Origin of the sequence: Yersinia sp. 2466 StPb PI (assembly GCF_041538325.1) — a bacterium.
GTDB lineage: Bacteria > Pseudomonadota > Gammaproteobacteria > Enterobacterales > Enterobacteriaceae > Yersinia > Yersinia enterocolitica_E.
On the sequence record NZ_JAULSL010000002.1, the window covers coordinates 38,560 to 50,945 of the forward strand.

Sequence of the window (12,386 nt, forward strand, 5' to 3'; positions counted from 1 at the left end):
TAAGGTTCAGTGTTTTTTACCATTGGTGCGAACATGGGACATTATATTATGTCCATAATGAAAACATTACAAACGGGCGGCAGACCAACCAGTCTGGAGCAGGCTATAGCCAAAATTGGCCGTGCCGACAAAACCATCCATATGTTGACCTACCTCGACAATGAAAACAAACGAAGAAGAACGTTGCAACCGCTCAGCCGTGGAGAGGGACGACACGCAGTGACCAGAAATGTCTTCATGGTAAGCCCACGCTGAAATTTGTCCCGCCCAAAAGCCCAGAGCAGCAAGATATTCAGGCTTTACATCGTGCAAGACAACGGATCATCAATCACCGTACTGCGACAGTCTGTCAGATACGAGAGTTGTTGCTTGATCGAGGGATCCCCATTGGTATCGCTGTCACAAGGGCCCGTCGAGCTATTCCGTTGATCCTCGAAGATGCTGAAAATGGGCTCAGTGTACGTATGCGCAGAACGTTTGCGGAGCTCTATGATCTCTTTTTAGATCTCAAACGGCGTATAGGATTTTTTGATAAAGAGATCGACACTGTTTTTAAACAGTCTGAAGCCTGCCAGCGTATTGCTAAAGTGAACGGCATTGGCCCCAAAACCGCCACAGCCGTTATTGCGGCGATTGGTAAAGGGACCGAATTTAAGAATGGCCGCCATTTTGCTGCGTGGCTTGGCGTCGTGCCGCGTCAACACTCGAGTGGAGATAGACAGGTGCTCATGAACATGACGAAAAAAAGCGACAAGCATCTACTGACCCCGTTTATTCACGGTGCCCGTGCTGTCGTCAGAGTGGCTACAAACAATAACGATGGCTATTTAAACCAATGGGTTAATCAACTAAAAGAGCAGCGCGGATTTAACAAAACGACCGTTGCAGTTGCCAACAAGAATGCCCGGATTATCTGGTCAATTCTTCGTAACGAGACAGAATATCGACCAGCAGTAATATGATACTTACCTTAAAAGTTGCAGAGTATTGAAAAATGGTAACAGGTTGCAGCTGCACAATCGGAACCTGATTTTTATACAGGTCTTCGAGGCCATCAAGTTGTTGAGGCGATTGTGTGCGAATTACCCATTTGGGCACAGGTATTCCTGATGCCGGATAGATGTAAGCAACAACCTAAAACACTGATTCAGTGCTTGCAAAACGGAGGTAGTCCATAGATGTAAAACGTGGCATTGGAAATGGCGTGCTTGCGGCTGACTTCAGGCACAGATGTACAGCTCGGCCTGTTTCAGGGCAAAGACAATCTGTTCTTCGGTGAATCGTGACTTTTTCATCGGCACAACCTCCACTCAGGAGAGTGTTTATCATGCCGGAATTCTGTTTCTGAATAGAGAAGGATTTTGGGGTAGGGTCAACTTCAGTTAACAACTTATTGTGAGTAAATGCCTACAACAAGTTAGGTTCAGACTTATATTTTAAATAGATAACAATGAGTATTATAAACTTCATGAAATACTATGTAGTTATACTATGAGAATCTATATAAGATGGCGAATAAATATATTAAATCAGATAAAAAATCCTATTTATCACCGAGACAAGGAGTACTTTATGCTTCACTAAGTAAGCAGCAAGAAGATATAAGTATATTAAAATTCAAATTAACTGTCGAAAAAGCAGCGCTGTTGCATCGAGTTATCGTCAACTGACCAGATAATTTTACGGTAATGACTTCAATTAGTAGAACATATAATTTTTGATGAAGGCCCAGATAATTTTTTCGTGCAACTCAATCAATCGTGAAAAGCAAATCATTTTACGGGCCATACGCTTAATCCGAATTATTAACGTCAAGTTGTTATGCTCATACGCTGAGTGAATATTTTTCCGGTCAGATGCTTATCCTTCGGCACTTCTCTGGCATAACTGCCCCAGTCGTCGCTGGTTATACTCCCAATATTGAACGGTGTTAACAGCGCCAGCAATTCGCGGCAAGTTTCATCTGTTCGGCGACCGAACGTATAGGTCAAAACTCCGCCTGTTTTGGTGTTGCATGCATGCCAGAGCCAGTGTTGTCGGGCTTTTCTACCGACAAAAACCCATTGCTCATCAAGTTCGCAGAATAAGTAACACGTCAGCATGAGCGACCGGAGATGATGTTATTCATCATAGCGCGAGTTTTTTAAAGTGCCAATGACGGTTGTTAATGCCGATTTTGAGCGTACTTGCCGTAACCCGAATACCGGCACCGTTGCGATTATCCGCTCTTTGACACCCGGCTTACGGGCTTCATAGCTGTAACACGCGGTGACAGTCACAACAGCGAAATCTATCATGGCATGTAGGATTCTGACCATGCCGGTAAACCTGAGCATACTGGCAGCGGGAACAATGAACATTAACGCAAGCCATGGGGCAGCCTTAAAAGCGAGTATTGTACATCAAACTCAACAAATTGGAGGCGTCACCGAAAAACTGGTAGCAAAATTATTATTTAGCTAACTAATATAATGCAATTTAAATAATCCCAACACATGGAAACTCCTTGTCATATATATGAACTGATAAATATCATAATAAAAAATTTCAGCATCTGCACGAAGATACTCGTCTACAGCAGAGCATTTCACTTATTTATATAGATCTCGATATCAGAGTTTAGTTTTACCATTTCTTCCTGAAGTTCTATAGTATATTCAGATAGTAACTCTAGATTAAGCGGATCATTACATGCAAGCTCAACTCTCTCTGTTGCAGCAATAACCGCATGTGCGTCGACTAAAGCAGCTCCACCTTTAATTCGGTGGACAAGGGATCGTAAAGTATCGGTATTACTAATATTAAAGGTGTCAATCGATTTCAGTTGTAGTAAGTCTAGTTGATTACTTTCCAGTAATGATTTTAATAAATATTTAATTTTTTCCTCATCTTCTTCATTTTCATCATTAACCAACCTCTTCATTTTATCTAAATATAGAGATGATGTATTATTAAATTGTGCAAGTGCAGCTTGTAGTTCGTTCAATTTTACTGGCTTAAATATACATATATCCATACCCGAGAGGATACATTTATTATACTCATCATTCTGGTTACCTGCTGTTATCCCAATAATTAAACAAGGAGCTTTATTTTCCTTCTCCTCTTCTTTGCGTATGATCTTTGAAAGCTCATAGCCAGTCATAACTGGCATATTGCAGTCAGTTATAACTACGTCTTGATGTTCCTTCTGCCACAATGCCAATGCTTGCCCCCCATTGCTTGCTTCAATAGGTTGGTATCCTATATAATTTAATTGTTGGATAATAAGCTTACGATTAGTATCGTAGTCATCGACAACTATTATTTTGATCTTGCTTTTATTTATTACTTGATGGGATTGTAGTATTACTTTATTTGTGGCGGTTGATTCTACTTCTGACAGTAATTGAAGATTTATATTTAAATTAACTTCTGTTCCTTCTCCAACAGAACTATTTAAAATCAGGTCGCCTCCCATCATATTAGCTAACTTTTTAGAAATAAATAACCCTAGCCCAGTTCCTATACGTGCAGACTGCAAATTATTAGTTCCTTGAGAGAAAGGCATAAAAAGATTAACCATATCTTCAGGTGATATTCCAATTCCCGTATCTTTTATTTTTATGCTTACACTTACACGATCAGAATCAATATTTTTAGATATATGCAATGTAAGTCTAACCTCTCCTTTTATAGTATACTTAATAGCATTAGTTAATAAATTTGACAATATCTGTTTAAATCGCACTGTATCTATTAACACATCACAATTTGCATCTGGATCTATATCAATTATTAGACTGATATTTTTTTTCTGTGCTGCGCTAACGAATATACGAAGCATCGATTCAATTAAGTATTGAAAATTAGCTCTAGCCATAGAAAGAATAAGTTTTTCAGACTCTATTCTTGTAAAATCAAGAATATCAGCGATTACCTCTAGCATTTCATCCGCGGTTTTATATGCTATATCAATTGTATTAATGTCAGTTATATTGTTTTTTGCTTTTTGTTGAATTAGTTCAAGCATACTTGTTATAGCACTAATTGGTGTGCGAATTTCATGGCTCATTGTTGCGAGAAATGCTGTTTTAGCATTGTTGGATTTCACTGCGTCATCTCTTTCCATCATTATCTTTTTTATTTCTAACTGTTTATGAGTAATATCATACCACCCAGAAATAACAGAAAGTAAATCACCATTTACATTACAGTAAGGTTGGGACCAATGATTTATCACTAAATCATTTTCATTGAAAGAAAGAATGATTTCATTATTTTTTATTTCTTTATTATTTTTCGTTACATTATTGTAGTATTCTATGTTAACTATAGATATTGGTAGACCTAAATCATAAACAGATAAACCTAGCACGCTATTCTTATCTTTTTTCAATATATCTAAAAAAGCGGAATTGCACATAATTAAATTTAGCTTGCTATCTAATAAATAAAAAGGATGTGGAAAATAGTCAATCATACTTGTCAAAAAAACTAATTTTTTGTTTAACTCTTCGATTTTGTTTTTAGTTAACTTGAAATAGAATAATGCACAGATACTGATCATAAAAATGATAGATATTAAAATTAAATCCTTTGTATTGAACATGTTTTTACTATCAATAACTATTATCGTCTCTGCAGGAGTATTTAATTCACTTATTTTTCCAGGTGACATTGAATTTATTGATTTTCTTAAAATTGAAATTAATTCTACAGAACTACGATTTGTAGCTAGAGCGAAATATATTGGTGAGCTATTAATAATAGGAAACAACATTACATTATTATACTCTTTTAAAGTAATTAAAAATTTCACTCTTACTAAAGGTCCCGCGACTGCATCAACTTTTTTGTTTTTTAATAGATTCATCGCCTCTACAAGATTGTTAACCAAAACAATTTTTATTTCAGGATAGTGTTCATGTATAAAATCACGTTGAGGTGATTCAGATTCGATCGCTAATTTACCCCCCCCCCCCGCAGATAATTCTTTGAGTGACCGTATATTTCCATCTGTAGCTAATATAAATGGTGTTGTTAGATAAGGGTTGGTATAACTTAAATTTTGATTTTCACTATTATTTATAGTATATACTGCTAAAATTGATGAGTTATTTTCTTCAACGCTATTCATTAAACTTGAAGAAGACCGCTTCCCTTTTTTTAAATCAAACTTCAATTTTGTTAAATTACTTATCTCATCTAAAACATTTGCACTGATACCTTGGAAAATTTGGTTTTTCCCAGTATAACTGAGAGGAATATCTTCGTCATCAATAATGACCGAGACAGCAGTATTTTTTTGTAACCAGAGTTTTTCTTTTATCGTTAGGTTTAGTTCTTCACTTTTATGTTTCTGGCTAAAGTCTCCCCATCTATTTAATATTTCTTGGTGTGTAGAGATTGGTATTGATTTCAATCCAATATTTATTATTCTCAAAATGGTTTCATTAGATGCGGCAAAATAATAATTATTTGCTATATCAATATGTTTTTTTTCAATTATATTCAAATTATCTATATTACTGCTTTTTATAATATAATAAGCACTTAATACATCACCTATATAAAGATCTGTATTGCCTAGAGATACGGATGTTATAGCGGTCAATGGGCTTTTATATGGCATTAAAAAAGCATTAGGTAAAATACCCTTAATTTCATTGGCTGAAAGTGCATTTTCATTAAAAGATACTTTTTTATCAAAAAGTTCTAATGTTTCCAGCTTATCATTATTCCTAAGAATAAATCCAAAGCTACTTTTCATAAAAGGAATTGACAATTTCAGATTGTTTTCCAATGCTTCTGTATGATTGGATGTACTAATAAAATCAACTTTATTTTTCCTGAGGGCTTCAATTAAATCAGTACGATTTGGATAGCGAACTATTTCAATATTTACATTTAACAAGTCAGAAAGTAATTCTAAATAATCTGCATTTACACCCTCATAGATTTCTTGATTGTCAATTACTATTCTAAATGGCGGATGTGGTAAAAATGTTGTGCCAAATATCAAACTCCCTTTTTTTTGTAAAAAAACCGCATCTTTAATATTTAAAAAAGAAGTTTTCCCGGGAATTTTTGAATGTCCTGATAAGATCAGTCGATCTAAAGATAAATCTTCACTAGAATATGTAGATGGATGATAAAACATTAAAGTAATCAATGTGAAAATTATAGTGAAAATTCTATTGGTGCTCATGATTTCCCGCTTTTATAAATTATTACGTTTTGTAAAATCAGATAAATGAATTATTGATTTTATGTTTAATTTATTGATAATCCTTGATTTATAAGTGCTGATAGTTTTGCTGCTTAGCATTAGTTCTTCAGCAATTTCATTTATAGTTTTCCCATTTGATAATTTTATTAAAATAGATAATTCACGAGGAGATAGCTTAGAAATTAGTTCGGTTTCTGTCATATTTTCCCCCTCATTATACGTAAGAGTTGGAAGACTTAGAGCTGATTTTGGAAAAAAAGTGTATCCAGCCATAATAGCCTCTGCTGCAATCAGTAATTTTTCGATATCATTTGTTTTAGAAATATACCCCATAGCTCCGGCTCTAACGCAGCGTAATGCATAATAATCCTCTATCATGGAAGTTAAAATCAATACTTTCATCTGATCTTGCACATTTACAAGTCGATTAAGTACTTCCAATCCGTCTAGTTTTGGCATAGATATATCAAGTATAATCAAGTCGGGGTTAAGTTTTTTGGCGAGTTTAATCGCGTCGATTCCAGAGGAGGCTTCTGCAATAACTTCAAAGTTACTTTTTTCAAGTGTTGATTTAACTATAGCGCGTATAAAAGGGTGATCATCTACTACTAGGACACTGAATTTTTTCATATTATATAATATCCATTAACTTATATTAAAGCGTTAGCTAGCTGATACTTTTAAGGATAGTTGAAGCTAAATCATTTAGCTTTGTAACTTATTTTTATAACGCATGATTCTATGAGGAGATGGACTTAAAACACAGTGGTTATAAACCTATTGGAATGTAGGCAAAGCCCCACGCCACTGTCAGGTTATGATTTATCTGATAACATACTTCTCTGATTCTATTGAAATAGTCAGAAAACTGACAATATTGTCTCATTACAGGTAATAAGCCCGACGATCGTGGAAATTGAAACGTGAGCCGTTATACCCCACGAAACGGAAAACTTTTCGCGTAGAGCGTCGGCAGCTATTATGACTGGCAGGACGCGGCTGAACTGCGCAACATGGCGCTGAGGGGCAACCTCGGGACGTCAGCATATTTGTTGGCACCTGAAGTGACGGTATTGCTAGGGTATTTTACCGATCAGTATCAGCGACTGCTGATGGAAACATGATGGAATACCGCCACTCGCGTTAGTGAAGCGCAGGCCATGACACTGGCCGATATCCGGCCTTTTATGGTACTTCGCACCCTCAAACAACGTCGGCGTAAACCTGGCCGATCAACAAAGGAGGAGCAGATACAAGATTTGACCAAGCAATTCCATTATCGGATCCGATCTATGCTTTGCGACTACGAGAATACTTTGCCACCTTTATACCTAAACATCATGAAACCTTTTGGCCAATCACTGATGATACAGCGCGTAACAAGTTCAGTAGGATATTGCGCATTGTTACGGGTGAAACACCGTAACATAGCCTCGGGTTCTGCCGTGTCCACCCAGAGTCCTGCTGTATATTTGATTATTTTGTCATACTGCTGCGCAATGAGAACCCAGTCTATTCCCTTGCTTAAAATCGGTGCCAAATTAGGGTACAAGGCTGCTTCTCTTTTTCGCACAAATTCAGTTTTTGCCTAGCAATACCTTTCAGTCTAGGCAACAAGTCGAACCCCAGCACATAATTGAACGCAGAAACCACCTCACCTTGTCCATGGCTGTCGACATACTGGTGGTTGATTTCCATGTCGGTACAGTGAAGAAGAGCAACACCGCAGTTGTGAATAGAGGCATGAAGCTAAATGTAAGGTAAATCAGCACTAATTATCGGAGATTGCATACTAGCATACTAACTAACCCCTAATGCATATATTGCAGGTTTGCTTCAAAAGCGCGCTTTAAAAAACTATTTGATTAGTTGGATATAATAAATGCTTAAATTCTTTTGGGCTAAATCATTCCCCCCGTGTCGCAAGAACACAGTAACGTTATCTCACTCGAGAGCATCTAGCGTTATCGCCGGGGTGAATATCATAGTCCAGTTACTGCTTCCTTTTAATCTGCAATTGCTGCATCGCCTTCACATACTTTCGTAATGAGTACGGTCACAGAACCTTATACTCTACTAGTCAATGAAAACATTGATACTGTAGCCAAACAATATAGTATTTCTGTTGATAAACTAAAAAATAAATATATATCGTACTTTCTCAAAACTCTTTAATAGATTAACATCATGGAGATGAAATTGATGTACCCCGCCAGCATTTTCCATAGACAATAAAAAAAACAATAGCACTGATATTCTTGAAGAAAACAAACTTGCCAGCTATATCCTGTCTGGAGCTACGGCACTGACGAGTGACAATACCGTAAAAACAGGGAAATATATACTTCGCTCTGCTGCCAATAATGAATTCAGTAGTTCTGTACAACAGTGGCTAAGTCAGTTCGGTACTGCACGAGTACAAATGAATCTTGATGATGAGTTTAAACTGGATGGGAGTGCTATAGATGTACTGACCCCACTCTATGACAATCAAGAAATCAATATTTTTTACTCAACTCGATGCCCGAAATAAGGACAACCGTAACACCGTCAATATTGGTGCCGGAGTGCGTACCTTCCATAATAACTGGATGTACGGTATAAACACTTTCTTTGATAAGGATATTACCAGTAAAACCAAAGAGTTGGTGTTGGGACTGAAGCCTGGACCGACTATCTTAAATTGTCCGCTAACAGCTATATCGGTACCACCGATTGGCATCAGTCACGTGATTTTGCTGACTATAATGAACGACCTGCCAACGACTATGATCTGCGGGGCGAAGCCTATTCACTGTCTCATCCCCAACTGGGTGGCAAGGTTATGTATGAACAATATCGCGGTGATGACGTAGCTTTGTTTGGTAAAGATATCCAACAGAAAGATCCTTATGCCATTACGGCTGGGGTGAATTGCACCCCTATTCCATTAGTGACTCTCTGGGTTGAACATCGCACCGGTAAAAACAGTAAAAATGACAGTAGCATTAACTTTCAGTTGAACTATCGTCTGAGTGAGTCCTAGCAATCCCATATCAGTCCATCAGCCGTGGCAGCAACACGCACTCTGGCGGGTAGTAGCTATGATTTAGTGGAACGTAACAACAATATTGTGATGGACTATCAAAAACAAGAGCTGATACGGCTAACGCTCCCAGCCAACATCCATAATGATACTGGAATGACTGTGAACATAACCGCTGATGTCACCACTAAATATGGAGGTATCAATGCGGATAGTGGTATCTTTTGGTATCGAAGTTCAAGTAGCAGCTATCAAGGTTGGATATGTTGGGAGGCTATATAAGCTGAGAATTGTGGAATTGTTGCAAAATCAGGTGACAATAAGCTAAATCTCCATGTTGGCAGAAGAAGTAACGCATGACCCCATTCAACGGTCGGCATTTTCAAGATTGCTATAATCTCCTGGGTTATATGTTGGTACTGCAAATGCGAGTTAGCTACCGTGAACCACTCAGGGTGAAGTGGGTCTGGTGAACAATGTTTTAATCCTCTGTCATTTTCAGAAGATGACGGCACGAAATATCATTATTAATAATAAGATCACTTGAAATTGTCCGTTATATCGGACAATTTCCTTGGTTAAGGGAAATGAGGGATTGTTGGGGTTCAACTCATTTCGACGAGCACAGACGATATTGGCAGGTATAGAGTTAATCCACATAATACGCGAAGGGCAATGTCATCATCCGGCCAGCGCCGGATTGTCACTGGCAGAACAATTCCACCTGTTTGACGCCTAAAAAACAGGCAGAGTAACTTTGGCTGACTTCACGCCGTTAATGCGACACTGCCTATTATGCTTCCCTGGTGAATCGGCTTTGGCAGCCTGAGTTCCCGGACTAAAAACGCTCCAAGAACTGGGGCAGTTCATTTTTAATATCCGCTTTTATCGAGGGTTACCACGTAGTAATTTTAATATAAAAGGTAATTTTACGATTGCGTGATCAAGACTATAGGACGGATAAGTTGAAGAGATACGCTCAGGTTCATTTATTAAATCAGGTTGTGATATGGGAAAACCTAATTTATTCACAATACGTTGCTTATAGTAGCTGATGGTCTTATTACTTAAGTGCAAATTAACCGCGATATCATTATTCGACTGACCTTGCATCAACATGCCCAATACCACTTGCTCCTTCCTGGATAATAGCGATGACCGTTTCCAGTGTAGGGTCATTTGCGCAGAAAATACTTGGCTTATCACCATCACAAATTCTCTCAGAGGCACATTGTGGGCAATAACAGCACGCACTTGGCTGACTTTATAAAAATACCCTTTCAGTAGATGAACGCAAAACGCCTCTGCGACCACGATCACTCGGCAATGGGGATGATATATGCGTAACCTGCCAATAATATTACTCAAGTTGCTACCGGCGGTCGGGTCCTGACTTTGTAAATTCAGAATAGCCAGATGCATGGATGGAAATGCCCGCAAGTTGTCGTGACAATCCGCAAGAGACTTCACACTGAACGCGATATCTACGGATAAATTATTTAAAATTTGCTCAAGGCCCATCCGAGTAAAAAAACATGGGTGCTGAATAATCGCCTGCTTTTGTTCCATAACGTTGATGTCTCTCAATAAAATCACTTTTTCTGGTATGGATATGCACGTAGCGGCTGCCTTTAAGTCAGCGCACAAGGGCCACGCTGTCTAGGTTAAGCGGCTTCGCCAGCGGAGTCCCCACCTGGTAGTTCAGTAACAAGTCGGTTTTGTCTTCACGCTTGCCGCCCTGTCCCTCGTTATGACTGACCTTCAGTGTCAGCAACGGGACAGGGGTATATCCCCCCAGAGTGACCCCGCATGCGGGTCTGACGGGAGGTTTTCTTTACCGAATAAAGTTACTGTCATCGCCGTAATATTTTTCATACACTACCGGTACCCCAGTTACGGGTAGGCGGGCAGATAGCCCTGTGCGCGGACGTCAAACTCTTTTGTCGATCGTTCCAGATAGTCGTCAGAGTCTTTCCAGCCAGAGATGGGGTAGTAGTAGTTGGCCGCCAGCTTCGCGTTATCCATCCACAGCTCGCCCCTCCTCCTTGGGTGTGATTACGGCTAAGGCCATGGTCCATGAAGCTGTTGACTCCCAACATCCAGTTGCCTCGTACCCCTGAATCGACGTTACCGATGGTGCGGCTATTCTGACCGTGTATACCGACTTGAGAGAAGGCGAAAAAGTAATCGTTATACCAAGGGGGGAAGTGCGAAGCGTCGCTATTTTTCAGGCTACCTTCGTCATCAACGGCAATACCCGCCAGCACCTTACCGAACTTGCCCAGAAAATCCTGCGCCTCTAGCTGCACTGGTGCCACCACCTGTGCTTTGGCCTGATTGTTTCTCTGGTCACCGGTCACGGTGTTCCAGTCCTGGGAACCCACGCTTTTCAGGGTTCCTGCCATCTTCATGGCATTTGTTTCTGTCTGGGATACCGGGGCGTTGCCCATGTCCAATTCAAGCAGGTTGCTGGTTATCAGTTCACCTTTTTTCTGAGCTGGGAACCGTGGAGAACTCGTCGGTAACAGCAGGTTTTCACCCACTTTGACCGTGTCACGGCGGTCAAGACCGCCTTTGTTCATGATACGCAGTTGCTCCACACTAATATCGCTTTGCAAAGCCAGTTGGTACAAGTTACTTAAGAAGTACGCTATAAGCACGCACCTCAAAAGGTGTAGTGGTCTTATTCTCACGTTTGCCGCGAGTACCATGCCGCGGCCCATTAGTAATGAAGCGATAATGGAAAACCGGATAGGGTTTATCATTGAATCAATTCCTAGGATTAATTGGGTTAGCACAGCGTCTCAAGCCCAATTAGATTTGAGAGAAAATATCACCTTAGAATAATCCTTGAAAAATTTGATGTACGGAATAAGCTGGGGAATAAGGCTGCGTAGGGAAATGACTATTCTCCGGCGCGCTGTTGCAAATAACCGCCAGTACAATAGCTGATAAATAGAGATATCACTTTATAGGGTTCTGTCGCGTTAAAGTGTTGTCAGGTAACATGCCGTTTTTTTATAGTATTGCCAACCTATGTTTCTGACCCGAAATGCTTTCAGTCGCTTGTATTACCCCATCGATGTTATCACCCAATGTGTTCGCTGGTATCTGGCCCACACTAGGAGCCTGCGCAACCTAGAGAGATGA

The 12,386-nt window shown here is 39.3% G+C and carries 9 protein-coding genes and 9 pseudogenes; 6 read left to right on the forward strand and 12 right to left on the reverse strand.

What is annotated here, in order from left to right:
• The first annotated feature begins 57 nt into the window (after positions 1-57).
• Both Q2T72_RS22240 and Q2T72_RS22245 read left to right on the forward strand, forming a co-directional pair.
• Positions 58-255 (forward strand): Tn3 family transposase, encoded by a 198-nt coding sequence (locus tag Q2T72_RS22240; protein ID WP_372570007.1) that lies wholly within the window; start codon positions 58-60, stop codon positions 253-255.
• Positions 243-962, forward strand: a pseudogene (locus Q2T72_RS22245) (IS110 family transposase); the annotation flags it as partial. The gene Q2T72_RS22240 and the pseudogene Q2T72_RS22245, both read left to right, overlap by 13 nt.
• Positions 963-1,180: 218 nt before the next feature.
• Here the strand turns inward: Q2T72_RS22245 and Q2T72_RS22250 are convergent.
• The 5 genes and pseudogenes from Q2T72_RS22250 to Q2T72_RS22270 form a co-directional block, all read right to left on the reverse strand.
• Positions 1,181-1,295, reverse strand: a pseudogene (locus tag Q2T72_RS22250) (transposase); the annotation flags it as partial.
• Between the two features lie 403 nt (positions 1,296-1,698).
• Positions 1,699-2,102 (reverse strand): annotated as a pseudogene (locus Q2T72_RS22255) (IS1 family transposase).
• A 25-nt stretch (positions 2,103-2,127) separates the two neighbouring features.
• Positions 2,128-2,202 carry a hypothetical protein gene (locus Q2T72_RS22260; protein WP_372570008.1) on the reverse strand — a complete coding sequence of 25 codons (75 nt, stop codon included), beginning with the start codon at positions 2,200-2,202 and terminating at the stop codon, positions 2,128-2,130.
• Positions 2,193-2,297: pseudogene (locus Q2T72_RS22265) on the reverse strand (IS1-like element transposase); the annotation flags it as partial. The pseudogene Q2T72_RS22265 and the gene Q2T72_RS22260, both read right to left, overlap by 10 nt.
• Complete coding sequence (locus tag Q2T72_RS22270) at positions 2,251-2,373, reverse strand: IS1 family transposase (RefSeq protein WP_372569953.1); 123 nt, start codon at positions 2,371-2,373, stop codon at positions 2,251-2,253. The gene Q2T72_RS22270 and the pseudogene Q2T72_RS22265, both read right to left, overlap by 47 nt.
• Between Q2T72_RS22270 and Q2T72_RS22275 the strand changes: the two genes are divergently transcribed.
• Positions 2,317-2,463 carry a hypothetical protein gene (locus tag Q2T72_RS22275; protein ID WP_372570010.1) on the forward strand — a complete coding sequence of 49 codons (147 nt, stop codon included), beginning with the start codon at positions 2,317-2,319 and terminating at the stop codon, positions 2,461-2,463. The genes Q2T72_RS22270 and Q2T72_RS22275 overlap by 57 nt on opposite strands.
• A gap of 124 nt (positions 2,464-2,587) precedes the next feature.
• On the opposite strand, the gene Q2T72_RS22280 is transcribed toward Q2T72_RS22275, so the two are convergent.
• From Q2T72_RS22280 to Q2T72_RS22290, 3 genes and pseudogenes are all read right to left on the reverse strand, one after another.
• A complete protein-coding gene (locus Q2T72_RS22280; protein ID WP_372569954.1) occupies positions 2,588-6,190 on the reverse strand; it encodes an ATP-binding protein in 3,603 nt (1,200 codons plus the stop codon).
• Positions 6,191-6,202: 12 nt separating this feature from the next.
• Positions 6,203-6,841, reverse strand: a complete 639-nt coding sequence (locus tag Q2T72_RS22285) for a response regulator (RefSeq protein WP_372569955.1) — start codon at positions 6,839-6,841, stop codon at positions 6,203-6,205.
• 757 nt (positions 6,842-7,598) lie between these two features.
• Positions 7,599-7,961, reverse strand: a pseudogene (locus tag Q2T72_RS22290) (Tn3 family transposase); the annotation flags it as partial.
• Between the two features lie 555 nt (positions 7,962-8,516).
• Between Q2T72_RS22290 and Q2T72_RS22295 the strand changes: the two are divergent.
• Both Q2T72_RS22295 and Q2T72_RS22300 read left to right on the forward strand, forming a co-directional pair.
• Positions 8,517-9,236: pseudogene (locus Q2T72_RS22295) on the forward strand (inverse autotransporter beta domain-containing protein).
• Positions 9,237-9,831: 595 nt separating this feature from the next.
• A pseudogene (locus Q2T72_RS22300) lies at positions 9,832-9,975 on the forward strand (IS6 family transposase); the annotation flags it as partial.
• A 146-nt stretch (positions 9,976-10,121) separates the two neighbouring features.
• Here Q2T72_RS22300 and Q2T72_RS22305 read toward each other — a convergent pair.
• From Q2T72_RS22305 to Q2T72_RS22320, 4 genes and pseudogenes are all read right to left on the reverse strand, one after another.
• Positions 10,122-10,805, reverse strand: coding sequence for a LuxR C-terminal-related transcriptional regulator (locus tag Q2T72_RS22305; protein WP_372569956.1), 684 nt, complete (start codon positions 10,803-10,805; stop codon positions 10,122-10,124).
• A gap of 67 nt (positions 10,806-10,872) precedes the next feature.
• The gene (locus tag Q2T72_RS22310) at positions 10,873-11,010 is read right to left on the reverse strand and encodes a hypothetical protein (protein WP_372569957.1); all 138 of its coding nucleotides are present in this window, start codon (positions 11,008-11,010) and stop codon (positions 10,873-10,875) included.
• Positions 11,011-11,129: 119 nt separating this feature from the next.
• Positions 11,130-11,261: an inverse autotransporter beta domain-containing protein gene (locus Q2T72_RS22315; RefSeq protein WP_372570009.1), complete on the reverse strand. Its 132-nt coding sequence runs from the start codon at positions 11,259-11,261 to the stop codon at positions 11,130-11,132.
• A 74-nt stretch (positions 11,262-11,335) separates the two neighbouring features.
• Positions 11,336-12,001, reverse strand: a pseudogene (locus Q2T72_RS22320) (inverse autotransporter beta domain-containing protein); the annotation flags it as partial.
• 271 nt (positions 12,002-12,272) lie between these two features.
• Between Q2T72_RS22320 and Q2T72_RS22325 the strand changes: the two are divergent.
• Positions 12,273-12,380: pseudogene (locus tag Q2T72_RS22325) on the forward strand (IS6 family transposase); the annotation flags it as partial.
• Positions 12,381-12,386: the final 6 nt, after the last annotated feature.

Coding starts and splice junctions, on each gene's coding strand:
- Q2T72_RS22240 (WP_372570007.1), top strand. CDS start 58: ATGAAAACATTACAAACGGGCGGCAGACCAACCAGTCTGGAGCAGGCT.
- Q2T72_RS22275 (WP_372570010.1), top strand. CDS start 2,317: ATGCCGGTAAACCTGAGCATACTGGCAGCGGGAACAATGAACATTAAC.
- Q2T72_RS22270 (WP_372569953.1), bottom strand. CDS start 2,373: ATGGCTTGCGTTAATGTTCATTGTTCCCGCTGCCAGTATGCTCAGGTT.
- Q2T72_RS22280 (WP_372569954.1), bottom strand. CDS start 6,190: ATGAGCACCAATAGAATTTTCACTATAATTTTCACATTGATTACTTTA.
- Q2T72_RS22285 (WP_372569955.1), bottom strand. CDS start 6,841: ATGAAAAAATTCAGTGTCCTAGTAGTAGATGATCACCCTTTTATACGC.
- Q2T72_RS22305 (WP_372569956.1), bottom strand. CDS start 10,805: ATGGAACAAAAGCAGGCGATTATTCAGCACCCATGTTTTTTTACTCGG.
- Q2T72_RS22315 (WP_372570009.1), bottom strand. CDS start 11,261: ATGGATAACGCGAAGCTGGCGGCCAACTACTACTACCCCATCTCTGGC.